The organism is Kocuria sp. SM24M-10, from assembly GCF_001027955.1.
Taxonomy (GTDB): domain Bacteria; phylum Actinomycetota; class Actinomycetes; order Actinomycetales; family Micrococcaceae; genus Kocuria; species Kocuria oceani.
The window spans coordinates 20474-45247 of sequence record NZ_LDNX01000043.1; the positions used below are offsets into that span (position 1 = coordinate 20474).

Genomic DNA, 24774 nt, shown 5'->3' on the forward strand with positions numbered 1-24774 from the left:
AGCCGGACGACCGGAGGCCCCGCACGCCCGGGCGGCCGGGGATGCTCGGGAGCGGTCAGGAGCGGTCGAAGTCGGCCTTGCGGATCAGCCCGTGCACGCCCACCGTGCGGTCCACCACCTGGGAGATCGCGAAGTCCGCGGCGGCCGAGAGGTAGGCGTAGGCCACGGCCCGCTCCATGCCCCTGTCCTGCTCGAGGAAGTCGAGGGCGTTGAGCACGGCCCGGCGCATCGCCACGTCCAGGTCGGAGTTCTGCTCGCCGCCGCCGGCGCCGTCCGGGTCGGAGAGCCCGATGGGGATCCAGTGCTCGGCGGTCTCGGCGAAGGGGTAGTGGTGGGCCACGGACGGGGCGTCCCCCTCCCCCGCGCGGCAGACGGTGAGCCGGAAGGTCCCGCGCAGCGAGCCCTCCATCGCGGTGAGCGCCACCTCGCCGTCACCCATGGCCATGTGCGGATCACCGACGTAGAACAGGGCGCCGTCGGTCTGCACGGGCAGGTAGAAGGTGGAGCCCACGCCGAGGTGGCGGATGTCGATGTTGCCGCCGCCGAGGGTGGGCGGGATCGAGTTCAGCAGGTCGTCGGTGGGCCCGGCGCCCCGCTGGTGGGCGACGCCCATCATGCCCATGAAGGGGCGCAGCGGGAAGCGCACCGCCCCGCCGGCCATGACGCCCTGGCCGTGCTCGACCGGGGTGAACGTGGAGACGTTGCCGTACTCCTCCGGGTTCCCGGTGGCCCGGCCGTCCGTGCCCACCGCCGGCAGGATGTCCTCCACGAGGAGGTCCGCCACCGGGCCCCCGCGGGCAGGTCCCGGGAGCGCGCCCTTGCCGTGCCGGCTGGAGACCACCCCGTACGGCACCCGCAGGTCCGCGCGCAGGGTCTCGATCTTCAGGACGTCACCGGGGCGGGCCTCCTCCACGAACACGGGTCCGGTGACCACGTGCGGGCCGTCGCGGTCGAAGTCCCGCTCGGTGCGGTCGTAGTCGCGGGCGATCTCCACCGCGTCGTCGAGCACCCGGGACCGCGGAACGCCCTGCCCGGCGAAGAACTCCACGGGGTCCCGACCCTGGTCCTCGAGGATCCCCTCGTGGGAGACGGCGTCGATGGTGACCGTCCGCCCGGAGCGCATGCGCAGCGCGGGTTCGGCGTCCACGGACGGCACGTAGCCCCACAGGACGCGGTCGACCTCGGAGGGCAGGTAGTGATCGCCGGGGATCGGGCCCCGTCCCGGCTGGAGGACAGTGCCGCGGAAGCCGGGGCGCCCGCCCCGTCCCGCGGCGTGCCCGGCGGCGTGCCGGCCACCGGCGCCCGGGGCGGCGGCGGCTGCGGCCCCCGCGCCGGTGGTGGTGACGGCGCCGGCGGCGGCCACGCCGGCGGCCGCCCGGAAGAAGGTGCGCCGCCCGAGGCCGCGCTGGAGTTCGTCGGCGGCTCGTCGTGCCAGGTGCTCACGCATGGGTGGTCTCCCGAGGTCGGATGCGGGTGCGTCGAATGACTACGACCTTAGGGAGACGGTGTTACGGGTTCGGCGCCCCCGTGTTTCGGCACCGTGACGGCGCGGGGGTTGGACAGGTCACCGGGCGCCCCGGCCGTGGTGCTCCGACCGGCGGCAGGCAGCCCGACCTCGTCGTCGGAACCGCGCACGGACGCCCGCGTGACCTGCGTCACCCACAGTAGGGGCTCGGGCGCGGTCGTGGTGAGTGCATGCGCAATATGACCATTGCAACTGCACACGCCGAGGAATCGGCGCGTGTTCCGGCGGTCTCAGGCGAAGTCGGCCTTGCGGATCCGTCCGTGCGCGCCGACCGTGCCGTCCCCCAGACGGGTGACGGCGAACTGGGCGGTGGCCGAGAGGTAGGCGTGGGCGATCGGCCGGTCCAGGCCGCGGTCCCGCTGCAGGAACTCCACCCCGGCGCTCACCGCCCGGTGCATGGCCGTGGTCATGCAGAAGGACCGCGCGTCGTCCCCGGCTCCGGCCTGACCCGCCGGCTCCTCGGGCGCCTCGACGCGCGAGTGCCCGACGACGATCCAGTGCTCGTCGGTCTCGGCGAACGGGTGCCGGTGGGCCACGGAGGGCAGGTCCTGCGTGCCGGCCGGGCACACGGTGAGACGGAAGGAGCCCTGCGGGTCTCCCTCGGCCGAGCCCAGGGCCCGGCAGAGCTCCCGGGGACAGAAGGCCGTGCCCTGCGTGCGGACCGGCAGGTAGGCGGTGCATCCGGATTCCAGCGGTGCGCTCCCGCCGGCCAGGCCCAGCACCTCGACCCGCAGCACATCCCCGGGCCGGGCGGCGGCGAGGAACGCCCGGCCCGTGGCGAGGTGCGGGCCGGCGCCGTCGAGGGCGGGGATGTCCTCGTGCTCCTGCGCCGGGTACGGCGCGGGGGCGGGCGGGACGTCCGGGGCGCCGGGAACCGTGGCGGCAGGCTCGGGACGCCGGAACCCGGGCACGCCGATCCCGGAGGACGGGTGCGCGGCGCGCGCGGCGGCGGCACGGGCCCGCGCCCGCTCCTCCTCGGTGCCGGCGGGTTCCACGGTGCCGGCGGGTTCCACGGTGCCGGCGGGTTCCACGGTGCCGGCGGGTTCCACGGTGCCGGCGGGTTCCACGGTGCCGGCGGGTTCCACGGTGCCGGCGGGTTCCACGGTGCCGGCGGGTTCCACGGTGCCGGCGGGTTCCACGGTGCCGGCGGGTTCCACGGTGCCGGCGGGTTCCACGGTGCCGGCGGGTTCCACGGTGCCGGCGGGTTCCACGGTGCCGGCGGGTTCCACGGTGCCGGCGGGTTCCACCGCGGTGCCGCCCACCACGCGGAGCGCCCGCCGCCGCGCATGCGGCAGGGAGGGCGCGGGTCCTGGTCCGGCGTGCTCGGTCATGGGTGCTCCTTGGGGGCGGGGCGGGTGCTGCTCCGAACTGTAGGAAAGCCGTGTTACTGCACCGGGCACGGGACGTTTCCGAGACGTGACGGCGCCCATAACGAGACGAAGCATGCCACGGACCGGCGCACAAGCCCCATAGATGACGATTGCGACGAGGAGGCGGCCCTTCCGCCTCGGCGGCACGCCATAGTCTGGCGGGATGGAAGTCCACAAGGCCCAGGCGTTCCTCGCCGTCGCCGAGGAGCTGCACTTCGGCCGGGCGGCCAAGCGCCTGCACATGGCGCAACCACCCCTGAGCCGGCTGATCCGGCAGCTGGAGGCCGAACTGGGCGCCACCCTGTTCGAGCGCAGCACCCGCCACGTGACGCTCACGCCCCAGGGCGAGGCTCTCCTCGAACCGGCCCGGGAGCTGGTCATGCTGGCCCGGCGGATCAAGGACGTGGTCCGCAAGTCCCAGCAGGGCGAGATCGGGCGGGCCCGGCTCGGCTTCGCCGGGGCCTCCGTGAACCAGGCGGTGGGCGAGCTGGCGCGGCAGGTCCGCCGGCTGCGCCCGGGGATCAGCCTGGAGCTCTACAGCTCGCAGTTCTCCCACCTCGGCCTGCAGAAGGTCCTGGACGACTCCCTCGACCTGGTGATCGGCCGCTGGGACTTCCTGCCCGCGGAGGTCGACTCCCGGCTGGTCGCCCTCGAGGAGCTGCTCATCGCGCTGCCGGAGAGCCACCCGCTGGCCGACCGCGAGACCGTCGACGTCGAGGACCTGGCCGAGGAGGCCTGGATCGTCCTGCCCGGAGGGGCCGGGGCCACGCTGCCCAACCGGCTGAACACCCTGGCGATGAACGCCGGCTTCGTCCCGCGGATCGTGCAGGTGGCCCCGGACTCCTGGACGCTGGTGGTGCTGGTGGGCGCCGGGATGGGCATCTCCCTGATCCTCTCCAGCGTGCGGGACAACGTGCCCTCCCGGGGTGTGGTCTACAAGCCGCTGACCCGGGAGCAGAAGCCCGTGGAGGTCCGGCTCATCTGGCGCCGGGGGGACCCCAATCCCGCCCTGCAGTCGGTCATCGAGATCTCCGAGACGGTGTTCCCCGCACCCGCCGACTTCTCGGTCCCGGAGGACCCGCTCCCGGCGCCGTGACCCCCCCTCCCCCGCTCGGGGGACACGACACCGGGTGCGCCGGGGGACACGGCACCGGGCCACGGCACGGGGCCGCGCCGCCGGGGACTCCGCCACCGTGGCCCCGTGCCGGGCGGCTCAGCTGAAGGCCGAGATCCCGGTGATGTCCCGGCCCACGAGCAGCGCCTGGATGAAGTCGGTGCCCTCGTAGGTGGAGACGACCTCCATGTCCGTCATGTGCCGGATGACGTGGTTCTCCAGCAGCAGCCCGTTGCCGGCGAGCAGGTCGCGGGCCTCGTTGCAGATCCACTTGCCCTTCTGCGCGGTGGCCATCTTCACCATCGAGGCCTGCGCGTTGGACAGCTGCCCCCGGTCGGCGAGCTCGGCCATCCGGTTGCACAGCAGCTGCATGGCGGTGAGCTCGCTGAGCATGTTCGCCAGCCGGGACTGCACGAGCTGGTAGCTGCCGATCGCGTGGCCGAACTGCTTGCGGCGGGAGGCGTAGTCGGCGGCGATCTCGAACGCGGCCATCGCGTGGCCCACGGCCTCCCAGGCGGCGCCGCCGCGGGTGGCCTGCAGCACGCGGGAGACGTCCTTGAAGGACCGGCAGTGCTCCAGCCGGTTGGCCGCGGGCACCCGCAGGCCCTCCAGCACGATGTCGGCCTGCTGGATCGCCCGCTTGCCGACCTTGCCGGTGATGACCTCGGGCCGGTAGCCGGCCGGGTGCTCGCCGGCGTCGGTCTTCTCGACGACGAAGGCGTTGACCTTCCCGTCCTCGGTGCTGCGCGCGAACAGCACGACGACGTCGGCCGCGTGCCCGTTGCCGATCCAGCGCTTGTGCCCGTCGATCACCCAGCAGTCCCCGTCCCGGCGGGCGGTGGTCTCCAGGGCCACCGAGTCGGAGCCGTGCTCGGGCTCGGTGAGGGCGAACGCCCCGGTCTTCTCCAGCCGGGCCATGGCCGGCAGCCAGCGGTCCTTCTGCTCCTCGGACCCGAGCATGTTCAGCGCGCCCATGCACAGGTTGCCGTGCACGCCCAGGAACGTGTTGATGCTGCCGTCCACCCGCGCCATCTCGCGGGCGACCATCCCGGCGGCCTTCCGGCTCATCCCCGGGCAGCCGTGGCCCTGGATGGTGGTGCCGATGATGCCCAGCTCGGCCAGGCCGGGCAGCAGCTCCCACGGGAACTCGGCGCGCTCCCAGTAGTCGTTGATCAGGGGCAGCACCTGCTGCTCGGCGAAGGCGCGCACGCGGTCTCGCACGGCGATCTCCTCGGGGCTGAGGTCGTCGTCGAGCCGGAAGTAGTCGGAGGTCGCGGCGCCGGCGGGAACGGCCTCCGGGGACGCGGTCGAGGGAGCGCTGGAGGTGGTGGTCATGGTCGGTCCTTTCGTCGGCGGGTCGCAGGACCCGCGGTGGTGGGAAGGGGCGGGGGCGCCGGGGCCGGCTCAGGGCCCCGGGTGACCCGCAGCAGCAGGAGCAGGCCCAGGGCGGCCACGGCGAGCGCGGGAAAGACGAACAGGGAGGCGCCGGTGGCCCAGGCCAGGGAGACCGCGGAGTAGCCGGCGGCCATGGAGAGGAAGCGGATCATGTTGTGGATGCCCACGGCGGCGCCGGAGCGGCCGGCGGGCGAGAGGACGAGCTCCGTGGCCGCCGCGCTCTGGGCGAGGGCGATGCCGATCCCGGCGAGCACGAGGCCCAGCACCACCAGGGACACGACCACCCAGCGGGCCACGCCCAGTCCGGAGGTCGCCATGGCCACGGTGACCACGGGGGCGGCCAGCACGACCAGCGCGACGCCGCGGCCCAGCTGCACCCGGCTGCCCAGCCGCCGGCCGATCCGCGCGGCGGCGGGGCCGGTGGCCGTCATCGCGAGCGCGAGCGTGAAGACCACGACGCCGATCTGCGCCGGGCCCAGCCGCAGCTCGGCGCCGAGGAACAGCGGCACGGCCACGATGGCCACCGCCAGGGTCCCCATGGCCAGCCCCGCCCCGGCCGCGGCCGTGAGGTAGGCCGGGTCCCGCAGCAGGGCGGGGTCCAGCAGGGGCCGGGGCGCCGTGCCGTCCGCCGCCGACCGGCGGGCCCGGCGCCGGGAGAGGTGGGCGAACAGCCACCAGCCGAGCACCGCGCAGGCCGCGAGCAGCGCCACCGCGGTCCACGGGCCGGTCTGCCCGGCCAGCAGCACGGCGGTGGCCGTGGAGCCGCCGCCCACCACGAGCCAGGCCATCGCGGCCACGTGCATGGGCGGGCGGCGCCGCCCGACCTTCGGCATGGACGCCGCGAGCAGGGCCATCAGCACGAGCACCAGCCCGGCGTGCACGAGGAAGACCCAGCGCCAGCCCAGCGCCTCGGTGAGGAGCCCGCCGAAGGGCGGCCCCACGGCCTGGCCCACGCCGATGGCCGAGGCCCACGCGCCCATGGTCTGCGCCGTGCGCTCCGGCCAGGTGCTGACGAGGGCGGCCTGCACGCACGGCGGGATCGCGCTGCACGCCGCGCCCTGCACCGCGCGGGCGGAGACCAGGGTCTCCAGGCCGGTGGCCGAGGCCGCCGTGAGCTCCGCGAGCACCATCACCCCGAGCGCTGCGATGAGCAAGACCTTCACCCCGAGCCGGTCGCCGAGCCAGCCGGCCAGCGGCACCGCCGTGGCCATGGCGATCGTGAAGGCGCTCACGGCCAGGACGGACTGCTGGGCCGTCATGCCCAGATCCGTGCGGATCACCCACAGCGGGGCGTTGATGACGTTCGAGGACATGGTCCCCAGCGCGGTGGTGGCCAGCAGCGCCGGATAGGCGATCCGCCCCGCGCCCCGTCCGGGCCCCGCCGCGGCGCTCATGCACGTGCGGTCACGGAGCCCGGCACCGGGGCGGGATCCGGCGCCGGCCCGAGCCCCGTCCCCGGGGCCGGCTCGGACTCCCGGACCGCTGCGGCCCGCTGCTCCGGTTCCCGGGCCGGCTCCGATCCCGGGGACGGTGCTGGGCCGCGCTCCGGGTCCGGGTCCGCCCCGGAGGACCGCTCCGGATCCTGCTCCGGGTCCGGGTCCGGGTCCGGGACGACCAGGCCCTCCAGGACCGTGCGCACCCCCTCCGGCAGCGGCACGGACCGTCCGGTGGCCGGGTCCGTCTGCACGAGCACGGTGCGGGCCCGGGCCGCGGCCCGGCCGTGCTGGCGCAGCTCGTAGGCCACGGTGTAGGAGGAGCGGCCGAGCCGGGCCACCCAGACGTGGGCGGTGAGCTCCGGGCCGTGGTCGATGGGCCGCAGGTAGTCCAGGGACAGGGACACCACCACCCGGGGGCGGGCGGGGTCCGGGACGCCGTCCTCCCCCAGCCAGGCGGCGACGGCCGAGAGCCGGGCCTCCTCGATCAGGGTCACCACGCGGGCGTTGTTGACGTGCCGGTTGAGGTCCTGGTCGGACCAGCGCACGGGCAGCACGGTGCGGTGCACGGCGCTCATGACGCCTTCCGGACCGCTGGCCGCCCGCGCTCGAGCCAGGCCAGGACCCGGTCCCGGTCGCCGTCGAGCCGCGGCGGGGCCTGCGTGTAGTCGACCGGGGTGCGGCTGAACTCCACCGGGTGGCGGACCGTGGGGATCTCGCGGTCCCCGGACCCGGCGAGGACCACCGGGTCCAGGCCGAGCCCCTCCGCGAACCGGACGCCCTCGTCCACCCCGAGGATCGGGGCGCAGGGCACCTGCACGGCCTTGAGCCGCTCGAACCAGTCCTCGGCGTCCCGGGCGGCGAGCCGTTCGATCATCAGCCGGCGCAGCTCCACCCGGTTCGCGTTGCGCGCGGAGACCGTGCGGAACCGCTCGTCCTCGGCCAGCTCCGGGGCCCCGAGGCACCGGCAGAGCCGGGCGAACTGCCCGTTGTTGCCCACGGCGATGACGATGTCCTTGTCCCGGGCGGGGAACGGCTCGTAGGGGTAGAGGCTGGGGTGCTCGTTGCCCATCCGGGTGGGCACGCTGCCGCCGGCCACGTAGGCGGCGGACTGGTTGACCAGCCCGGACAGGGCCGAGGTGAGCAGGTTCAGCTCCACGTGCTGGCCCGCACCGGAGGCCTGGCGCTCGTGGAAGGCGCCCAGGATGCCGGTGGCCGCGTGCAGGCCCGTGATGACGTCGAACAGGGCAACGCCGGCCCGGTACGGCTCACCGTCCTGGCTGCCGGTGAGGCTCATCATCCCGGAGAGGGCCTGGGCCAGCAGGTCGTAGCCGGGCAGGTCCGCGCCGCCGGCGGTGCCGAAGCCGGTGATCGAGGCGTAGACGAGGTCCGGGCGCCACGCGCTGACGCTCTCGTAGTCGAGGCCGTAGCGGGCCAGCCCGCCGGGCTTGAAGTTCTCCACGAGGATGTCCGCCCGGGCGACGATCTGCTCCACGACCTGGAGCTGCTCCGGGTCGGCGAAGTCCAGGGCGATCGAGTGCTTGTTCCGGTTGACCGAGAGGAAGAAGGTGCTCTCCCCGTCCCGGTGCGGCGGCACCCACGCACGGGCGTCGTCCCCGGCGGTGGACTCCACCTTGATCACGGTGGCGCCCATGTCCGCCAGGAGCATGGTGCAGTAGGGCCCGGCGAGCACCCGGCTGAGGTCCGCGACCACCACCCCGGCGAGCGGGCCGGTGCCGGGGCGGCCGAAGATCTCCTGCAGGACGCGCAGGTCCTCGAACTGGCTCATGTCGTCTCTCCTCGTGGTTCGGTGGGTGCGGCGCGCGGGTGGCGGCTCAGCCGGCGTACTCGTACCAGCCGCGGCCGGTCTTGCGGCCGTAGCGGCCCTGCTCGTAGAGCTTCTGCACGGAGGGGTGCGGCAGGTCCGCGGGGTCCCCGCTCTGCTCGTGCTCGGACAGGCGGATCAGGTAGGACACGTCGATGCCCACCAGGTCCATGAGCTCGAAGGGGCCCATGGGGTGGCCCAGGGCGGTGCGGGCGGCCACGTCGATGTCCTCGAAGCCGGCCACGCCGTCGGCCTCCAGCCGCAGCGCCTCGTCCCGCAGGGCCCCCAGCAGGCGGTTGGCCACGAAGCCGGGCACCTCCTGGTTGAGCCGCACCGGCTGCTTGCCGAGCCGGCGGGCCAGTTCGAGGGTGGTCTCCACGGTCGCGTCCGAGGTCAGCGGGTTGCGCACCACCTCGACGCAGGCCATGACCAGCGCCGGGTTGAAGAAGTGCATGTTGCACACCCGGTCCCCGCGCCCGGTGGCGTCCATCAGCAGGGAGGAGGGGATGGTGGAGGAGTTGGTCGCCAGGATCGCGTGCTCGGGGGCGGCCTCGTCCAGGTCGGCGAAGAGCTGCCGCTTGATGTCCAGCCGCTCCACGGCGGCCTCGAGCACGAAGTCGGCGGTGCGGGCGGCCTCCAGTGAGTCGGTGGTGTAGGCCATCCGGGCCAGGGCGGCGTCGACCTCCTCGCGGCTGCGGCGGCCCTTCTCGGCGAGCCGGTCGAGGCGGCGGTGCACCTCGTCCCGGGACCGCTCGAGGGCGGCGGGGTCGAGGTCGCTGGTGGTGACGGGATAGCCGGCCAGGGCGAAGACCGCCCCGATCTGGGTGCCCATGGCCCCGGATCCCACCACGAGGACGTCGTGGACGGCGTCGATGCTCGGCTGGGGGTTCATGGTGGCTCCTTCGAGAGGCCGCGCGGGGCCTCGGGTGGTGGATCGTGGTCGGTGGGTTCGGCCGTGGTGCCGGCCGTGGGGTGTCTCAGGCGTCGCGGAAGCGCGCGGGCCGCTTCTCCAGGAAGGCGCTCGCGCCCTCGGCCTTCTCGTCGGCGGCGTAGAGCAGGGACTGGGCCAGGCGCTCCAGCAGCAGCCCGGTGCGCTGGTCCGTCTCGGCGCCGCCGCGCACCACGAGCTTGGCCAGGCGCACGGCCAGCGGCCCCTTGGCCAGGATCGTCCCCGCGGTGCCGAGCGCGGCGTCCAGCAGCTCCTCGGGGGCCACCACGCTGGTGACCAGGCCGATCCGCAGGGCCTCCTCGGCGTCGATGATCCGGCCGGTGAGGATCATCTCCTGGGCCCGGCCCAGGCCCACGAGCCGGGACAGTCGCTGGGTGCCGCCGGCGCCCGGGAGGATGCCGAGGCCGGCCTCGGGCAGCCCGAACCGGGCGCGGTCGGCGGCGATCCGGATGTCGCAGGACATCGCCAGCTCGTTGCCCCCGCCCAGGGCCACGCCGTTGACGGCGGCGATCGTGGGCAGCTCGAGGTCCTGGATCCGGTCCCAGAGGCGCTGCATCCGGGCCCGCAGCCCGTCCTGCAGCGTGTAGCCGACCAGCTGGGAGATGTCCGCGCCGGCCACGAAGGACTTCTCCCCCGCGCCGGTGAAGACGACCGCGTCGACGTCGGCCCGCCGCTCGCACGCGTCGAGGGCGGCCTCGATCCCGTCCAGCACCCCGACGTTCAGGGCGTTGCGCACCTCGGGCCGGGTCACGGTGACGACGGCGACGCGGCCCCGCAGCTCGACGACGACGGTGCCCGTCCCCGTCTCGATGCCGGCGTCCGTGCCGGTGCTGGTGTCCGCTCCGGTGCCCGTGGTGGTGTCCGCGGCCGGGTCGGCGCCGGTGGTCGTGCCGGTGGTGGTGTCCGCGGCTGGGTCGGCGCCGGTGGTCGTGCCGGCGTCCGTGCCGGTGGTGGTGTCCGCGGCCGTGCCGGTGGTCGTGTCCGTGGTGGTCTCGCTCATGGCTGGTCCTTCCGGTCAGGCGTTCGCGGTGACGGGCGCATCGGCCCGGGCCGCAGGGGCGTCGTCGTCGGTGGGCCCGGTCCTCACGGTGAGGAAGGTCAGCAGCACGCTCCCGGCCACGAGGGCCAGGCCGACGACGGCGGTGAGCGGGGTGGGCAGGAAGAGCAGGAACCCGCCGACGGCCGCGGCGACCCGGAACAGCGCGGGCATCCGGCGGTCGAAGCCGACCGTCCAGCCCTCGATCGCCGAGGCCAGGGCGTAGACGCCCACGACGCTCAGCGCGAAGGCCAGCAGGATTCGCCCGGGCGAGTCCTGGGCGACCAGCGCCGGGTTGAGGGCGAAGCCGAACGGGACGATGTACTTCACCGCGCCCAGCTTCATGGCCGCCACGCTGGTGGCCATGGCGGGGGCCTTGGCCAGGCCCGCCGCGGCGAAGGCGGCCAGGCCCACGGGCGGGGTGATGTAGGAGACGGACGCCCAGTAGATGACGAACAGGTGCGCCGCGAGCGGGTTCACCCCGAGGTCGATCACCGCCGGGACCATGACGATCGCCAGGAACACGTAGGCGGCGGAGATCGTCATGCCCATCCCGAGGACGAAGCAGGTGACCGCGCCGGCGATGAGGATGAGCACCACGTTGTCGCCGACCAGCGAGACCAGCTCGCGGGCCAGGGACAGGCTCACGCCGGTAGCGGTGAGCCCGCCGACGATCAGGCCCACTCCGGCGATGATCCCGATGATGTTGCCCAGCGTCCGGCCGGAGTCGACCAGGAAGTCGGTGAACTCCCGCAGGCCGAACGTCTGGCCCGGGCGCAGGACGGCCACCACGAGCAGCACCAGGATCACCCAGTAGGGCACCTGCGCCTCGGAGCCGGTGAGGAACAGCATCCCGGTGAGCAGGGCCAGCGCCAGGACGTAGGGCCAGCCCTGCACCAGGGTGGCGAGGGTCCGGGGCAGCATGCTCACGGGCACGCCCTTCAGCCCCTTGCGGGCCGCGTACCCGTCGACCTGCAGGTAGATGCCCAGGAAGTACAGGACGGCGGGGATGGTGGCGGCCACCAGGATCTCCGTGTAGGGCACCCCCACGAAGGAGACCATCAGGAAGGCCGCGGTGCCCATGATCGGCGGGGTGATGGACCCGCCGGAGGAGGCCGTGGCCTCGATCCCGCCGGCGTAGGTGGGGCTGAACCCGGAGCGCTTCATGGCCGGGATGGTCATGGGCCCGGTGGTCAGCACGTTGGACACCGCGCTGCCGCTCATCATGCCCATCGCGGCGCTGCTGGCCACGGACACCTTGGCGGAGCCGCCGCGGTAGCGGCCGAAGATCGACATCGACAGGTTGTGGAAGAAGTCCGCGCCGCCGGTGTGCTGCAGGGCCACGCCGAAGACCAGGAAGCCCACGAGGATGGTCGCCGCGGTCTGGATCGGCAGGCCCAGCACGCCCTCGGCGCCCATGATGTGCACCTGCGCCAGCGTGGGCAGGTCGTAGGTCACGCCCTGCAGCACCCCGATCGGCAGGTTCTCGGCGACCAGCGGATAGAGCGAGAAGAGCAGGGCGATCACGGTGACCACCGTCCCGCCGGTGCGGCGCAGGGCCTCCAGGACCACGAGCCACAGCACGAAGGCGGCCACCGTGGCCGTGGTCGGCGCCATGAACTCCCAGCCGAAGTTCTTGATCCGGGTGCCGTTGACCGCGAAGTACACGCACACCGCCGCCGCGACCACCATGAGCAGCACGTCGTACCAGCGGACCGGGGACTCGTGCGGCACGGGTGCGTCGTCGTCGTCCCGGCCGGCCCCGACCTTCGCGGCCAGGGGCACCTTGCGCAGCGGGTTGACGATGAACACGACCGGCAGGAAGGCGGCCAGGATCAGATAGAGGTAGGAGTTGGTGAGCAGGGACAGCCCGCCCACGTTCCAGAAGAAGACCTGGTTCATGGCCAGCAGCACGCCCAGGACGGTCAGCACGATCACGGCGGCCCGCCACGGGGTCGTCACCCGGGTGTCAGTTCTCATCGTCGGTCCCCTCGGTCGGCTCGGTGTCCAGCTCGGTCTTCTTCCACTCCGCCCAGTCCTGAGCGAGCGTCTCCTCCGAGGAGGACTCGACGACGCCGGGCCACCCCTCCCGCATCCGTTCGCCGCGCTCGACGAGCTCCTGGTTCTTCCGCTCGAGCTCCTCGGTCCACACGCCGCGCTCCTCGAAGTAGCGCACGGTGCCCTCGTGGAACGGGACCACGAGAGGCTCCTTCAGGACGGCGTCGAAGGAGAACCGGTGGGTGTCCGGGGTGGTGGTCCCGTAGCGCTCGTAGTGCTCCACCATCGACTTCACGAGGTGGTAGACCTCGTCGGCGTCCCGGGAGGCCAGGGTGGTGAGCGGGATCGTGTACTCGAGCACGCGGGCGCTCTCGCCCTTCTCCATCCCGGCGCCGTCGGTGACCTCGCCGACCGAGACCATGGGCATGAGCTCCTCCCAGGTCTCGTAGCGGGCCGGGTCCGGGTCGTCGAAGCCCAGCCACTTCACGTCGTGCGTGGAGGCGAGCTCGTCGATGTTGGAGCCCACCACGTTCTGGTACAGGGCGTCGATCTGCCCGGCCTCCAGAGCGGCGATCTGCTCGCCGTAGGAGACGGGGACCTTCTGCACGTCCTCCCCGGTCAGGCCGCCGTAGTTGAGGAAGCCCTCCATCTTGTTGTTGATCGAGGTGTTGGCGGTCAGCTCCGGGAACCGCTTGCCCTCCAGGTCGGCGAAGGAGTCGATCCCGCTGTCCTCGCGCACCAGCAGGCCGTAGTTGCCCAGCGGCGCCCACACCATCCGGAGGTCCTGGGGCCCCCACTCCGGGCTGGCGTACTCGTAGTCGCCCTCGAAGGCGTAGTAGTACTCGTCCCCGGCCCGGGAGTAGTCCACGGTGCCGTTGACCAGCGGGGCCAGCCGGCCGATGCCGGTGTCCGCGGTCATCAGGCGCACCTGCACGCCCTCCTCGTTGGTGAGCGTGTTCGCGATCGCCGCGAGGTCGTTGTACGTGCCGGTGCCCACGTTGTAGGTGGACCACACCAGCTGCTGCGGCAGCCCGTTGGGGCCCACCGGCTCCTCCCCGACGGCGGCGCCGCAGCCGGTCAGGCCCAGCAGGGCGACGGCGCCCAGGGCGGCGAACCGTGTTCTCGTTGTCCTCATGACGGCCTTTCGTCGTGCGGTGGGGGCGCTCAGCGCCCGGAGAAGGAGGGCTCGCGCCGCTCGAGGAAGGCCTGCTTGCCCTCCCGGAAGTCGGCGGTCCCGAAGAGCGCGGGCTGGTGCTCCCGCTCGAAGGCGAGGGCCGCCCCGAGGGAGCCGGAGGACTCCCGCAGGCCCCGCTTGAGCGCGGCGACCGCCAGCGGCGCCCGCTGCGCGAGGTCCTGTGCTGCGGCGATCGCGGCGTCCAGCACGCCGGGATCCGCCACCACGCGGTCGGCGAGCCCGGCGGCCAGGGCGTCCCGCGCACCCACCGGCGCGCCCTCGAGCAGGACCGCCCGGGCCCGCCCGGGGCCCACGCGCTGGGCCAGCGAGTGCACCAGGCCCCCGTCGGGAACCAGCCCGAGGCGGGTGAAGGGGAACAGGAACCGGGCGGACTCCCCGGCCACCACGACGTCGCAGAGGCACACGAGACCGACGGCCACACCGGCGGCGGGTCCGCTCACCGCGGCGACGACGGGCTTGTCCAGCGCGGCCAGCTGCCGCACGAGGCCCGCGATCTCCGCCATCCGGCCGGCCGCCTCCGCGGGGCCGGCCGGGGGCATCGAGGCGAGGTCCCCGCCGCCGCTGAAGCAGCCGCCCGCGCCGGTGAGCACCACGGCGCCCACCGCGGGGTCCACCGCGAGCTCCGCCAGGACGGCGCGCAGCCGGTCGCGCAGCTCGGCACCGAGCACGTTGCGGCGGCGCTCGTCGTCCAGGGTCACGACGGCCACGGCGCCGGCACGCTCGACGCGCACCTGCGGCGGGGCCTCGAGGGCGGTGGAGTGCGGCTCCGGCACGGGGGTCCTCCGAACGTCGGGGTGTAGTGCACATCACATTTGCAGACCCACTGTGAAACCTCAAATACCTAATCCGTGCCCCAGTGATACCTATGAAGGAAATATGAGGACGTGGGTGTTGCCCCGGTCACACGTACGACATCCTCGACAGAGGCACCCGCCGCACACCCGCACCCCAGGAGGACCCATGACCGCCGCCGCGACCGATCTGCTCAACGTCGACGCGGACCTCGGCCCCGAGGAGCTCGAGACCCGCGACAGCGTCCGCGAGTTCGTGGACCGCCGGATCCGCCCGAACATCGCCGGGTGGTACGCCGACGCCGTCTTCCCGCAGGAGATCGTGCCCGAGATGGCGCAGCTGGGTCTGCTGGGCATGCACATCCAGGGCTACGGGTGCGCGGGGAGGTCCGCGGTGCAGTACGGCATCGCGATGCAGGAGCTCGAGGCCGGGGACTCCGGGCTGCGCACGTTCGTCTCCGTGCAGGGCTCGCTCGCGATGTCCGCGATCGCCAAGCACGGCTCCGAGGAGCAGAAGCAGCGCTGGCTGCCCGGCATGGCCGCCGGCGAGATCATCGGCTGCTTCGGGCTCACCGAGCCCACCGCCGGCTCCGACCCCTCCACGATGGCGACCACCGCGGTGCGCGAGGGCGACGAGTGGGTGCTCAACGGCGCCAAGCGCTGGATCGGCCTGGCCTCCATCGCCCACGTGGCCGTGATCTGGGCCAAGGCCGTGGACGAGAGCGGGAAGGCGCGGGTCCGGGGCTTCCTGGTGCCCACCGGCACCCCCGGGTTCACGGCCGTCCCGATCGAGCCGAAGCTGTCGATGCGCGCCTCCGTCCAGTGCGACATCACCCTCGAGGACGTGCGGCTCCCGGCCGACGCGCTCCTGCCGGAGAACCCCGGGCTGCGGGGCCCCTTCTCCTGCCTCAACGAGGCCCGCTACGGCATCGTGTGGGGCGCCCTGGGCGCCGCGCGCGACAGCTTCGAGGCCGCCCTGGCCTACGCGCAGCAGCGCATCCAGTTCGACAAGCCCCTGGCGGCCTACCAGCTCTCCCAGCAGAAGCTGGTGAACATGGCCCTGGAGATCCAGAAGGGACAGCTGCTGGCCCTGCGCATCGGACGGCTCAAGGACGAGGGCCGGCTGGAGAACCACATGATCTCCGCGGGCAAGCTCAACAACTGCCGGGTGGCGATCGAGGTGTGCCGGGAGGCCCGGACGATGCTGGGCGGCAACGGGGTCACCCTCGACCACTCCCCGCTGCGGCACGCCAACAACCTGGAGTCCGTGCGCACCTACGAGGGCACCGACGAGGTGCACACCCTGATCCTGGGCCAGCACCTGACCGGGCACGCGGCCTTCCGCTGAGCACCCGCCGCCGGGCGGACTGACGAAGATCACACCGGAAGCCCTGGGAGGCCCCGGGGACGCACGCGTAGCATCGAGAGTTCCGCCACTCCGTCGCGGGCTCGATGACGCGCTCGTCGCCCGAACCGCCGCCCTCCGGAAGGTCCCTCCGTGTCCGCACCCCGCACCGCTCTGCTCCAGGTGGTCAACGCCCCCGGTCCCGCCGGCACCCGCCTCGCGCTCTTCGCCCTGGCCATGGGCGGATTCGGCGTGGGCACCACCGAGTTCGCCTCGATGGGCCTGCTGCCCTTCATCGCCGAGGACCTCGGCGCCTCGATCCCGGCCGTGGGCCAGTCCATCTCCCTCTACGCGCTGGGCGTGGTGGTGGGCGCACCGCTGATCACGGCGCTCGCCGCCCGGGTGGAGCGCAAGACGCTGCTGCTGGGGCTGATGCTCACGTTCGTCGTGGGCAACGGGCTCTCCGCGGCCGCGCCCTCCCTCGAGTGGCTGTTCGTGGCCCGGTTCCTCTCCGGGCTGCCGCACGGGGCCTACTTCGGGGTGGCCGCGGTGGTGGCCTCCTCCCTGGTGGCGCGCGATCGGCGCGGCACCGCGGTGGCCCGGGTGATGCTCGGACTGACGATCGCCAACATCGTGGGCGTGCCGTTCGCGGCGGCCCTCGGAGGGGCCCTGGGCTGGCGCTCCGCCTATCTGCTGGTGGTGCTGCTGGGCGCCCTGACCGTGGCGGCGCTGGCCCTCTGGGTCCCGCGCACGCGCAACGAGGGCATGGCCTCCCCGGCCCAGGAGATCCGGGCCCTGGCCCGCCCGCAGGTGGCCCTGACGCTGCTGGCCGGCTCCGTGGGCTTCGGCGGGATGTTCGCGGTCTACACCTACATCTCCCCCACCCTCACCGAGCTCTCCGGCCTGGACATCGGCACCGTCCCGTGGGTGCTGGCCGTGTTCGGCGTGGGCATGACCGTGGGCTCCCTGCTGGCCGGCCCGCTGGTGGACCGCTCGATCGAGAGGACCGCCCTGGGCGCCGGCGCCGTCTCGGGGCTCGCCCTGGCCTTCTTCGCGCTGTTCGTCCACGTCCCGGCGGCGGCCGTGATCGGCGCGCTGTGGATCGGCATCATGGGCTCGATCTTCACGACCTCCCTGCAGGTGCGCCTGCTGCGCGAGGCCAAGGACGCCCCCTCCCTCACCGCCGCCATGAACCACGCGGCCTTCAACCTGGCCAACGCCGTGGGCGCCTTCCTCGGCGGGGCCGTGATCTCCGCCGGGTGGGGCTACCGCGCCCCGGCCGGGGTGGGCGTGGGCCTGGCCCTGGCCGGGCTGCTCATCCTCTCCTACGCCGTCCAGCGGCGCCGGCAGCAGTCGCTCCCGGCGGGCTGAGCCCCGCGCTCCGCCCTCGGAAGCCCGTGCCTCCCGTCCCTGGATCGACCGGGGCCGGGCGCACCACGACACAGCTGAGACACAGCTTGCACAGGAGCTGCGCCTACGCTGGTGGCGCAGAGTGGGACCGTCACCGCCGTCCGCCCGGAACCGGGAGCCCGCCATGTCCTACGCCTCCAGCTTCACCGTCCTCACCGAGGTCCTGCCCCGCCTGACCCACCCGGACGGATCGCCCATCCGCGCCCTGGTCGTGGACGACGAGCCCGCCCTGGCCGACCTCGTGGCCATGGGCGTGGGCATGTGCGGCTGGGAGGCGAGGATCTCCCACGAGGGCTACGACGCCGTGACCCAGGCCCGGGAGTTCGCCCCGGACGTGCTCGTGCTGGACCGGATGCTGCCGGGACTCGACGGGCTGCAGGTCCTGTCGAGGATCCGCCAGTCCTTCCCGGAGGTGCCGGTGCTGTTCCTCACGGCCAAGGACAGCGTCGAGGACCGGATCGAGGGGCTGGCCTCGGGCGGGGACGACTACGTGACCAAGCCCTTCTCGATCGAGGAGGTGCTGATCCGGCTGCACCGGCTGGTCCAGCGCTCCGGCGCCGCCGCCCAGGACAGCGCCACCCTGGTGGTGGGCAACCTCGTGCTGAACATCGACAGCCGCGAGGTCACCCGGGCCGGCGCGCCGGTCGAGCTGACGGCCACGCAGTTCGAGCTGCTGCGCTACCTGATGGAGAACCCGCGCCGGGTGCTGTCCAAGGCGCAGATCCTGGACGCGGTGTGGCACTACGACTTCTCGGGGCAGGCCAACATCGTGGAGCTCTACATCTCCTATCTGCGCAAGCGGATCGACGCCGGCCGCGCCCCGATGATCCACACCGTGCGCGGGGCCGGCTACGTCATCAAGCCCGCCCCCTGATGGCGGCCGGCCACCGCACCGCACCGGCCCCCCGCCGCCGCCTGGCCACCCGGCTGATCGCCGGCGTCCTGACGATCCTGGCGGTGGTGCTGCTCGTGCTCGGCGCGACCATCGTGGAGCTGACCCGCCAGGACCTCGCCGAACGGCTCGACGGGTCCCTGCGCCAGGCCACCGGCCGCGCGATCACCTTCACCCGCCCCGACGGGCCCCAGGACCGGGATCCGCTCGACGCCCCCGGTCAGCCGGTGGGCGTGCTGGTGGTGGCCGTCCAGGAGGGCGAGCTGAGCGCGGCGTCCTACCGGGCCGAGTCCGGGGAGGCCGAGCCGCTGCCCGAGGCGGACGTCGAGGCCCTGCGCACGGCGGGCGCCTTCGAGGCCGAGACCCCGGACGAGCGCGGCTTCGGGGACCGGGCCCGCTCCGTGGGCACGGAGCAGGGCCGGCTGACCACGGTGGAGCTGTCGGTGGGCGAGTACCGGGTGGAGTCGGTCGCCCGGACCCGCAGGGGCACCGAGCAGGTGCTCGTGGTCGGGCTGCCCACCGCGTCCGTGGACGAGACCGTCGGAGAGCTGGTGGCCACCATGGCCGGCGGCAGCGTCCTGGCGCTGCTGACCACGGCGGTGGCCGGCACGGTGGTGGTGCGCCGGTCGCTGCGGCCGCTGGAGCAGGTCTCGGCCGCGGCCGCCCGCGTCGCCCGCCTGCCCCTGGCCTCCGGGGAGGTGTCGCTGGCCGACCAGCAGGTGCCGCGGGGCCTGGCCGAGCCCGGCACCGAGGTCGGGGAGGTCGGCCACGCCCTGAACAGCCTGCTGGACAACGTCGACTCCGCCCTGGCCGCCCGCCAGCGCTCCGAGACCCGGCTGCGCCGGTTCGTCGCCGACGCCTCCCACGAGCTGCGCACCCCCCCTGGCCGCGGTGCGCGGCTACACCGACATGCTCCGGCTGACCGAGCCTCTCACGGACAACGGCCGGGCGTCCCTGACCCGGGTCGAGCAGCAGACCTTGCGGATGACCGCCCTGGTGGAGGACCTGCTGCTGCTCGCCCGCCTGGACGAGGGCCGGCCCCCGCAGCTGCGTGAGACCGACCTGGCCGAGCTCATGGCCGAGGCCCTCACCGACGCCTCCGCCGCCGGGCCCGACCACTGCTGGTTCCTGGACGTCCCCGCCGGGCCCGTGCCGGTGCGCGCCGACGCCGCCCAGCTGGGCCAGGTGCTGGCCAACCTGCTCTCCAACGCCCGCAAGCACACCCCGGCCGGCACCGCGGTCACCGCCACGGTCAGCACCACCGACGACGGGTGGGCCCGGGCCGGCGTGCTCGACGAGGGCCCGGGCATCCCGGCGGCGTTCCAGGACCAGCTCTTCGAGCGCTTCAGCCGCCTGGACAACTCCCGCACCTCCCGGGAGGGCAGCACCGGACTGGGTCTGTCCATCGTCCGCTCCGTGGTCACCGCCCACGGCGGGGACGTCACCGTGGACTCCCGCCCCGGCCGCACCCTCTTCACCGTCCGCCTGCCGCTGCACACCGCCTGACCCGCGTCCGCCGGTCGACGTCGTCGACGTGCTCGCCGATCCGGCGGCCCGGCCGGCACTGCCCGCCGAGAACATCCGGCGCCGGCCACCCGGGCGGGGACGGCCGATGGGCGACCCCGCCGTGACTCGCCGGCCCCACCGCCCGGGCCTGGCTCACCGCCCGGAGCGGACCCGGCGCCCGGGGGCCAGGACGCGGCCGCGCGCGGCGCCGGCCACCCGGGCGACGACGCGCTCGAGCGGACCCCGCCCGTAGGCGCGCTGCCACGCCACCGCGAACAGGGCGGCGACGCCGGCGTGGATGAGGAACCACAGCAGGGGCACCTCGTAGTGCAGCATGGCGGCCAGGGCCAGCAGGTGCGCCGTGTAGAGGGTCAGGGTCATGGAGCCCATGGCGCTCAGGGGCAGCAGCCACGCGCCGATGACGCGCGCGAGCAGGAGCAGGCCCCCCAGCACGGCCGCGCCGGAGCCGAGGTCGTACAGCAGAGCCACCGGTGTGTTCGTGTGCGGACCGGGGATCAGCAGCCACCACCACGACGTGTCGGGCAGGACGGGGTCGGGGCCCCAGACGATGATCTCGTCGATCCCGTCCTCACCCAGCCAGGGGGTGGAGCTCATCAGCCGGTCGTAGCCGCCGGACCGGAGGATCAGCACCCAGTAGACCAGCCACGCCCCCACGGCCAGGACCAGGCCTGTCCCGAGCAGGCGGGCCTGGACGTGCAGCGACCGCAGGTTGAGCCGGCCGATGCCCATTCCCGCGAGCAGGTAGGTCAGGTACGGGACCGCCGGGTAGGTGCCGGTGAGCAGCACCTGGGAGAGCACGGTCCCGGGGTCGGACAGCACCCCGGTGAGGGTGGGGTTGTAGGTCTCCTGCGCGGGGAGCACGCCCCGCAGCGCCTGCATCAGCACGGGCCCGGCCACGGCAGCCACCCCGGCGAGGACGAACAGGGTCCGGGCGGGCAGGTGCAGGAAGGGGACGGCCAGCAGGAAGAACATCCCGTAGTACAGCAGGATGTCGTAGGCGGGCGGGTCCTCCGGCATCACCTGGTTGACGAGCAGCCCGAGCGCGGTGATCAGCACAGCTCGGACGAGCAGCCCTGCGCGGTCGCCGGTCATCGCCCGGCCCCGGTGGGGCGTGCGCCCGCCGGAGGAGAAGCCCAGGCCCACCCCGGCGAGCAGGGCGAACAGGGCGGCGGCCCGGCCGGCGAACAGCTGCCACTGGAGGGTGGGCTCGTAGGTCTCGGGGTTCCAGGCGGGCAGGATGTGGATCGACATCATCCCGATCAGGGCCAGCCCCCGTGCGGCGTCCACCCCCACGAGCCGCGGCTTCCGGAGCAGGGGCATCCCCGGCCCCTCTGCTGACGGCGGCGCCCCGGGGACAGGGTGGTGGACGTTGACCATGCTGGTGCGTTCCTTCGGTCGGACGTACCGGCGGGTGCGGCCCGCCGGCCCGGGCCCTCGGGCCCTCGTCCTCCATCCGACCAGGCACGATTGTGCCGCCGTTGTGGCGATCCTGTGCCGCGGCTGTCGAGGCGGCCCGCCCGGACGGGCCGGTGCGCCGGCCTACCGCCGCGCCGACTTCTCCAGCCCGCTGACCAGCAGCACCGCACAGGTGGACCAGATGGCTCCGGCCGGGCCCAGCGGCGCCGCGACCAGCCCGGCCAGCAGGGGCATGGCCACCTGCCCCACCCGGTTGCCGACGAGCCGGACCGCCAGGGCCGAGCCCCGCCACGCGGACGGCACCGCGGTGGACACCAGCGTCATGGTGATCGGCTGCCCCAGCCCCAGGCAGAACCCGCCCACGAACAGGCACAGCGCCGCCAGCCACGGCACGGTGATCACCAGGGGAGGCGCGGCCAGGGCCAGGCCGGCGCCGTAGAGGCTCACCAGCAGCAGGGCCCTCCGGGACATGCGGTGGGCGAGCCACGGCAGCAGCACGCGGGAGAGGATCGACGCGCCGCCGCGCACGGCCAGGAGCACGCCCACCCACGCCGGGGAGATCCCCGCCCGCTCCCCCACCAGCGGCAGGAACGCGGTGAGGATGTCGAGCATCGCCAGCAGGGCCAGCGAGGCCAGCATGTGGGACGGGATCCCCGGCACCCGCAGGATCCGCACCATCGAGGCCCGCGGCACCGGGTCCTGGACCACCTCCAGTTCCCCGGTGGCGGGACCGGGCGCGGCGTCGTCGGGCCGGGCCCGGCCGCGTTCCGCGCCCGTCGCGCGCAGGCGCAGGAGCATCAGCGGCACCACGAGCAGGGACAGGCCGGCCCCGATCCACAGCGACAGGGTGATGTCGGCGACCCGCTGGGGGGAGGCGACGTCGCTGCCCGTGCCCAGCAGCAGGCCGGCCAGCAGCGGACCCAGCAGCTGCCCTGCGGAGAACGCGGCGGTGAACCAGCCGAAGCCCTTGTCCAGCTGGTCCTCCGGGGAGAACCGGGCGACCGCGGACTGCCCCGCGATGGTGAACAGCAGGTGCCCCATCCCCAGCAGGGCGCTCGCCGCGGCGACCAGGGCCACAGTGGGAGCCACCGCCAGGCCCATGGCCCCGAGGGCCAGGACCAGGGCGCCGGCGATCACCATGGTCCGCAGGTCCCGCACCCGGTCGGTCATCCGCCCCAGCCACATCGCGGTGGCCAGGGGCAGCACCGCGTAGGCGGCCGTGACCAGCCCGACCGTCACCGAGTCGGCGTCCAGGGCGAGCAGCTTGTAGGTGGTGACGGGCCGGACCAGGTTCAGCGCGGTCTGCGTGAGCAGAGCACCGGCCACGAGGAACCACAGCCAGGCCCCGGAGCGCGGCCCCGAGGACGCCGGCATCCCTCAGTCGCGCCGGGGCTTGACCGCGATCACCGGGGCGTTGGCCTCGAGCAGGATCTGCTGGGCCGCGCTGCCGAGCAGCAGCTTGCCCACGGGGCTGCGGTGCTTCACGCCGATCACCACGGCGGAGGCGTCCACCTGCTCGGCGGCGTCGAGCAGCTCGCCCACGGCGTCCCGGTTGCGGGCGTCGGGCGTGCGGAAGGTGACCGGCACGCCGTCGAGCTCGCTGCCCTCGGGGTCGAGCTGGGCGCCCTCGAGGTTGAAGACCAGCAGGTCCTCCTGGCGGCGCCGGGCCTCCTCGATGGAGGCCGCGAGCGCGGCCCCGCCCTCGGGGGTGCTGGTACGGGCAACGACGACGGTCATGGGGGCCTCCGTGGTGGGTGGGGTGGACGGACAGAGCGAGGTCCACCCTACGGCCGAACCTGTGACGCGCATCTCTCCGGGCGTGAGCAGAATGCGCAGAACCTGCACAACGATCAGTACGCACGAAAGCGCGATCAACGCCGGCCACGTGACGGGGGTCACTTATCGTCGGGTGAGCGGCTCGTCCAGAGCCCCGTGTTCCCCATCCTCGACCAAGGACAGTTGATCCCGTGAGTTCACCACCAGATCAGACCCGGTCCGGCACCCGCCGCAAGCACCCGGTCGTCATGGCCGTCTACGGCATCGTGGCCGCCGCAGTGATCGGCCTGGCCGCCTTCTTCTCCTTCCAGTCCGCGACCGCGGGCTCGGACATCCGCTCGAACCTGACGCTCATCGCCCCGGCCGGTGCCGGCGGCGGCTGGGACACCTTCATGCGGGAGCAGCAGCAGGCGATGCGGGCCAACAGCCTGGTGAACAACACCCAGGTGGTCAACATCCCGGGCGCGGCGGGCACCATCGGCCTGGGCCAGCTCTCCACCATGGAGGGCCAGGCGAACACCCTGATGGTCACCGGCGCCGGGCTCGTCGCCGGGGTGGCGCAGCTGGACTCCGCCGTGACGCACGACGACGTGCGCCCGATCGCCCGGGTGGTCGAGGAGTACGACGTCGTCGTGGTCCCCGCCGACTCGCCCTACGAGACGATCGACGAGCTCGTGCAGGCCTGGCGGGCGAACCCTGCCGAGGTGGCCTGGACCGGGGGCGGCACCTTCGACCAGCTCGTGATGACCGAGCTCGCGCTCGCGGCCGGCATCGAGCCGTCCGAGACCACCTACATCCCCAAGTCCGGCGGCGGCGAGGCCACCCAGGCGCTGATCACCGGCACCGCGGACGCGGCGACCTCCGGCTACATGGACGTCGCGGACCAGATCGAGGCCGGCCGCCTGAAGGCCCTGGGCATGGCCGCCCCGGAGCGCCTGGAGGGCGTGGAGATCCCGACCCTCACCGAGCAGGGATACGAGGTGGACCTGGCGAACTGGCGCGCGGTGCTGGCCCCGCCGGGGATCACCGACGAGGAGTTCGCCGAGCTGCGCACGCTGCTCGAGGAGTCCGTGGCCACCCCGGAGTGGCAGAAGGCCATCGAGCGCAACAAGTGGACCGAGGTGTATCTCGCGGGCGAGGAGTTCGACGAGTTCCTGGCCTCGGAGCAGGAGCGCATCGCCATGCTGGTAGAGGAGATCTCCTGATGAGCACCCCCACGTCCTCGCACACCGCCGCGGCGGGAGAGCACCAGACCGGCACGCAGCCCCCGTGGGCCGGGCCGGAGACGCAGAAGTCCTGGTGGAGCGGGCGCAGCGGCCTCGTGGTGCCCGCGGTGGTGGCCGCGTTCAGCACCTACCTGCTGGTCGGCACCCTGACCATGGAGATCCCGGAGGGCACGGACTTCCCCGGCCCCACCTTCTACCCGCTGATCCTGGTGGTCGCCGGCTACGTGCTGTCCGCGCTGCTGGTGCTCCACTACCTGCGCCACCCCGAGCACCCGGAGGAGCTCTCGGGGCGCACCTGGCGGACCCACTCGGACTGGTCCGCGGTGCTGTGGTGCGCGGGCGGCTTCCTGGCCTTCGCGCTCAGCATCGAGCTGCTGGGCTGGATCCTCGCCGCCGCGCTGCTCTTCTGGGCCGTGGCCCGTGGCTTCGGCAGCCGCCGGACCCTCTTCGACATCTCGCTCGCCCTGCTCGTGAGCAGCGCGATCTACCTGGCATTCACGGTCGGCCTGGGACTGAGCCTCCCGTCCGGCCTCCTGGGAGGCGGTTTCTGA

The 24774-nt window shown here is 73.7% G+C and carries 21 protein-coding genes and 1 pseudogene; 8 read left to right on the plus strand and 14 right to left on the minus strand.

Annotated features, from left to right (window positions below; translation table 11 throughout):
* Positions 1-55: 55 nt before the first annotated feature.
* The gene (locus tag ABL57_RS04655; protein ID WP_047802284.1) at positions 56-1447 is read right to left on the minus strand and encodes an acetamidase/formamidase family protein; all 1392 of its coding nucleotides are present in this window, start codon (positions 1445-1447) and stop codon (positions 56-58) included.
* 308 nt (positions 1448-1755) lie between these two features.
* Entirely contained in the window at positions 1756-2856 is a 1101-nt protein-coding gene (locus ABL57_RS20590) for a hypothetical protein (protein WP_053004742.1), read from the minus strand.
* A gap of 202 nt (positions 2857-3058) precedes the next feature.
* Here ABL57_RS20590 and ABL57_RS04665 point away from each other — a divergent pair, with 202 nt between their 5' ends.
* The gene (locus tag ABL57_RS04665; protein WP_047802285.1) at positions 3059-3991 is read left to right on the plus strand and encodes a LysR family transcriptional regulator; all 933 of its coding nucleotides are present in this window, start codon (positions 3059-3061) and stop codon (positions 3989-3991) included.
* 117 nt (positions 3992-4108) lie between these two features.
* Here ABL57_RS04665 and ABL57_RS04670 read toward each other — a convergent pair whose 3' ends face one another.
* The 9 genes from ABL57_RS04670 to ABL57_RS04710 form a co-directional block, all read right to left on the minus strand.
* Entirely contained in the window at positions 4109-5344 is a 1236-nt protein-coding gene (locus tag ABL57_RS04670) for an acyl-CoA dehydrogenase family protein (protein WP_047802286.1), read from the minus strand.
* Positions 5341-6798, minus strand: a complete 1458-nt coding sequence (locus tag ABL57_RS04675; protein ID WP_047802287.1) for an MFS transporter — start codon at positions 6796-6798, stop codon at positions 5341-5343. The genes ABL57_RS04670 and ABL57_RS04675 overlap by 4 nt, the downstream gene beginning before the upstream one ends.
* A complete protein-coding gene (locus ABL57_RS22895; protein ID WP_053004743.1) occupies positions 6795-7415 on the minus strand; it encodes a thioesterase family protein in 621 nt (206 codons plus the stop codon). Before ABL57_RS22895 ends, ABL57_RS04675 begins: the two co-directional genes overlap by 4 nt.
* Positions 7412-8626 (minus strand): CaiB/BaiF CoA-transferase family protein, encoded by a 1215-nt coding sequence (locus ABL57_RS04685; protein ID WP_047802288.1) that lies wholly within the window; start codon positions 8624-8626, stop codon positions 7412-7414. The genes ABL57_RS22895 and ABL57_RS04685 overlap by 4 nt, the downstream gene beginning before the upstream one ends.
* A gap of 46 nt (positions 8627-8672) precedes the next feature.
* Positions 8673-9554: a 3-hydroxyacyl-CoA dehydrogenase family protein gene (locus tag ABL57_RS04690; protein ID WP_047802289.1), complete on the minus strand. Its 882-nt coding sequence runs from the start codon at positions 9552-9554 to the stop codon at positions 8673-8675.
* An 85-nt stretch (positions 9555-9639) separates the two neighbouring features.
* Positions 9640-10611, minus strand: a complete 972-nt coding sequence (locus ABL57_RS04695; protein ID WP_238985978.1) for an enoyl-CoA hydratase/isomerase family protein — start codon at positions 10609-10611, stop codon at positions 9640-9642.
* 15 nt (positions 10612-10626) lie between these two features.
* On the minus strand, positions 10627-12627 hold the full coding sequence (locus tag ABL57_RS04700) for a TRAP transporter permease (protein WP_047802290.1): 2001 nt from the start codon (positions 12625-12627) through the stop codon (positions 10627-10629).
* Positions 12617-13780 (minus strand): TAXI family TRAP transporter solute-binding subunit, encoded by a 1164-nt coding sequence (locus tag ABL57_RS04705; RefSeq protein ID WP_047802291.1) that lies wholly within the window; start codon positions 13778-13780, stop codon positions 12617-12619. The genes ABL57_RS04700 and ABL57_RS04705 overlap by 11 nt, the downstream gene beginning before the upstream one ends.
* A 29-nt stretch (positions 13781-13809) precedes the next feature.
* A complete protein-coding gene (locus ABL57_RS04710) occupies positions 13810-14613 on the minus strand; it encodes an enoyl-CoA hydratase/isomerase family protein (RefSeq protein WP_053004745.1) in 804 nt (267 codons plus the stop codon).
* 187 nt (positions 14614-14800) lie between these two features.
* On the opposite strand from ABL57_RS04710, the gene ABL57_RS04715 reads away from it, so the two are divergent.
* From ABL57_RS04715 to ABL57_RS21685, 5 genes and pseudogenes are all read left to right on the plus strand, one after another.
* A complete protein-coding gene (locus tag ABL57_RS04715; RefSeq protein ID WP_047802292.1) occupies positions 14801-15979 on the plus strand; it encodes an acyl-CoA dehydrogenase family protein in 1179 nt (392 codons plus the stop codon).
* A gap of 150 nt (positions 15980-16129) precedes the next feature.
* Complete coding sequence (locus ABL57_RS04720) at positions 16130-17347, plus strand: MFS transporter (protein WP_082157224.1); 1218 nt, start codon at positions 16130-16132, stop codon at positions 17345-17347.
* 163 nt (positions 17348-17510) lie between these two features.
* Positions 17511-18260, plus strand: coding sequence for a response regulator transcription factor (locus ABL57_RS04725; protein WP_047802293.1), 750 nt, complete (start codon positions 17511-17513; stop codon positions 18258-18260).
* Between the two features lie 927 nt (positions 18261-19187).
* A pseudogene (locus tag ABL57_RS22905) lies at positions 19188-19253 on the plus strand (hypothetical protein); the annotation flags it as partial.
* Positions 19254-19262: 9 nt separating this feature from the next.
* Positions 19263-19784 (plus strand): cell wall metabolism sensor histidine kinase WalK, encoded by a 522-nt coding sequence (locus ABL57_RS21685; protein WP_053004747.1) that lies wholly within the window; start codon positions 19263-19265, stop codon positions 19782-19784.
* Between the two features lie 153 nt (positions 19785-19937).
* Here ABL57_RS21685 and ABL57_RS04735 read toward each other — a convergent pair whose 3' ends face one another.
* From ABL57_RS04735 to ABL57_RS04745, 3 genes are all read right to left on the minus strand, one after another.
* The gene (locus ABL57_RS04735) at positions 19938-21125 is read right to left on the minus strand and encodes a heparan-alpha-glucosaminide N-acetyltransferase domain-containing protein (protein ID WP_047802294.1); all 1188 of its coding nucleotides are present in this window, start codon (positions 21123-21125) and stop codon (positions 19938-19940) included.
* Positions 21126-21344: 219 nt separating this feature from the next.
* Entirely contained in the window at positions 21345-22595 is a 1251-nt protein-coding gene (locus ABL57_RS04740; protein ID WP_047802295.1) for an MFS transporter, read from the minus strand.
* Between the two features lie 3 nt (positions 22596-22598).
* A complete protein-coding gene (locus ABL57_RS04745; protein ID WP_047802296.1) occupies positions 22599-22958 on the minus strand; it encodes a universal stress protein in 360 nt (119 codons plus the stop codon).
* A 287-nt stretch (positions 22959-23245) separates the two neighbouring features.
* Here ABL57_RS04745 and ABL57_RS04750 point away from each other — a divergent pair, with 287 nt between their 5' ends.
* Complete coding sequence (locus tag ABL57_RS04750) at positions 23246-24202, plus strand: tripartite tricarboxylate transporter substrate binding protein (protein WP_047802297.1); 957 nt, start codon at positions 23246-23248, stop codon at positions 24200-24202.
* On the plus strand, positions 24202-24774 hold the full coding sequence (locus ABL57_RS04755; protein WP_047802298.1) for a tripartite tricarboxylate transporter TctB family protein: 573 nt from the start codon (positions 24202-24204) through the stop codon (positions 24772-24774). Before ABL57_RS04750 ends, ABL57_RS04755 begins: the two co-directional genes overlap by 1 nt.

Bases quoted from the DNA above. Each gene is read 5' to 3' on its own strand.
- ABL57_RS04715 (WP_047802292.1), top strand. From the start codon at position 14,801: ATGACCGCCGCCGCGACCGATCTGCTCAACGTCGACGCGGACCTCGGC.
- ABL57_RS04665 (WP_047802285.1), top strand. From the start codon at position 3,059: ATGGAAGTCCACAAGGCCCAGGCGTTCCTCGCCGTCGCCGAGGAGCTG.
- ABL57_RS04700 (WP_047802290.1), bottom strand. From the start codon at position 12,627: ATGAGAACTGACACCCGGGTGACGACCCCGTGGCGGGCCGCCGTGATC.
- ABL57_RS04755 (WP_047802298.1), top strand. From the start codon at position 24,202: ATGAGCACCCCCACGTCCTCGCACACCGCCGCGGCGGGAGAGCACCAG.
- ABL57_RS04690 (WP_047802289.1), bottom strand. From the start codon at position 9,554: ATGAACCCCCAGCCGAGCATCGACGCCGTCCACGACGTCCTCGTGGTG.
- ABL57_RS04750 (WP_047802297.1), top strand. From the start codon at position 23,246: ATGGCCGTCTACGGCATCGTGGCCGCCGCAGTGATCGGCCTGGCCGCC.
- ABL57_RS04655 (WP_047802284.1), bottom strand. From the start codon at position 1,447: ATGCGTGAGCACCTGGCACGACGAGCCGCCGACGAACTCCAGCGCGGC.
- ABL57_RS04705 (WP_047802291.1), bottom strand. From the start codon at position 13,780: ATGAGGACAACGAGAACACGGTTCGCCGCCCTGGGCGCCGTCGCCCTG.
- ABL57_RS04735 (WP_047802294.1), bottom strand. From the start codon at position 21,125: ATGCCCCTGCTCCGGAAGCCGCGGCTCGTGGGGGTGGACGCCGCACGG.
- ABL57_RS21685 (WP_053004747.1), top strand. From the start codon at position 19,263: ATGACCGCCCTGGTGGAGGACCTGCTGCTGCTCGCCCGCCTGGACGAG.
- ABL57_RS04695 (WP_238985978.1), bottom strand. From the start codon at position 10,611: ATGAGCGAGACCACCACGGACACGACCACCGGCACGGCCGCGGACACC.
- ABL57_RS04725 (WP_047802293.1), top strand. From the start codon at position 17,511: ATGTCCTACGCCTCCAGCTTCACCGTCCTCACCGAGGTCCTGCCCCGC.
- ABL57_RS22895 (WP_053004743.1), bottom strand. From the start codon at position 7,415: ATGAGCGCCGTGCACCGCACCGTGCTGCCCGTGCGCTGGTCCGACCAG.
- ABL57_RS04685 (WP_047802288.1), bottom strand. From the start codon at position 8,626: ATGAGCCAGTTCGAGGACCTGCGCGTCCTGCAGGAGATCTTCGGCCGC.
- ABL57_RS04675 (WP_047802287.1), bottom strand. From the start codon at position 6,798: ATGAGCGCCGCGGCGGGGCCCGGACGGGGCGCGGGGCGGATCGCCTAT.
- ABL57_RS04745 (WP_047802296.1), bottom strand. From the start codon at position 22,958: ATGACCGTCGTCGTTGCCCGTACCAGCACCCCCGAGGGCGGGGCCGCG.
- ABL57_RS04740 (WP_047802295.1), bottom strand. From the start codon at position 22,595: ATGCCGGCGTCCTCGGGGCCGCGCTCCGGGGCCTGGCTGTGGTTCCTC.
- ABL57_RS04670 (WP_047802286.1), bottom strand. From the start codon at position 5,344: ATGACCACCACCTCCAGCGCTCCCTCGACCGCGTCCCCGGAGGCCGTT.
- ABL57_RS20590 (WP_053004742.1), bottom strand. From the start codon at position 2,856: ATGACCGAGCACGCCGGACCAGGACCCGCGCCCTCCCTGCCGCATGCG.